General features: G+C 64.2%; 1 protein-coding gene. It reads right to left on the minus strand.

All coding sequences use genetic code 11. The features are described from left to right. Positions 1–13: 13 nt before the first annotated feature. Positions 14–586 (minus strand): fimbria/pilus outer membrane usher protein (locus tag IFU29_RS22210; RefSeq protein WP_191935769.1); only part of this gene is annotated, 573 nt, incomplete at its 5' end.

Raw genomic sequence — 586 nt, forward strand, 5'->3', positions numbered from 1 at the left:
TTTTCATCGCTCTCTACTCTTTAACAGTGTTTAACGCCTTGCCGTTGGCCACCGGGCCGCAAGGCAGTAACAGATTGGTTAACTGGCCCGGCGACAGCGTCTGCGGCAGGGTGAAGCCGCACTGCTCCGCGCCGCCCCAGCTCACATTCATCGCTTCTCCGGCATTAATGCCGCTCAGGTACACTTCGCCGTTGTCATTGATAATCCCCACCTCCTGCCGCCTGCCGTTGCGCACCGTGGCGCCAAACGGTGGGACAGAGCCGTCCGCCAGCCGCACGACCGCCATCGCCTTCTCGCCGGCGATCACCTCGAAATGCCGGTAGCCGATGGCGCCTTCGGTCAGGGTGGCCTGCGCCACGCTCTGGCTGACGTCGGCGTTTTCCGGCAACGCGTTCAGATCGATGCTGAACTGGTTGCGGTAGTAGCTGCCGACGTCCACCACCACCGCCTTGCCGAACGCATTGGTCAGCGTCGGCGAGCCGTAACCGCGGATCGGGATCCCCGGCACGCCGTCGGTATCCAGCAGCATGCGGGTGCCCCCACTGATGCTGTTGCGGTGCAGTGCCGCGCCTTTCAGGGTGGCGGT

The organism is Erwinia persicina (assembly GCF_014838825.1).
Taxonomy (GTDB): Bacteria; Pseudomonadota; Gammaproteobacteria; order Enterobacterales; family Enterobacteriaceae; genus Erwinia; species Erwinia persicina_A.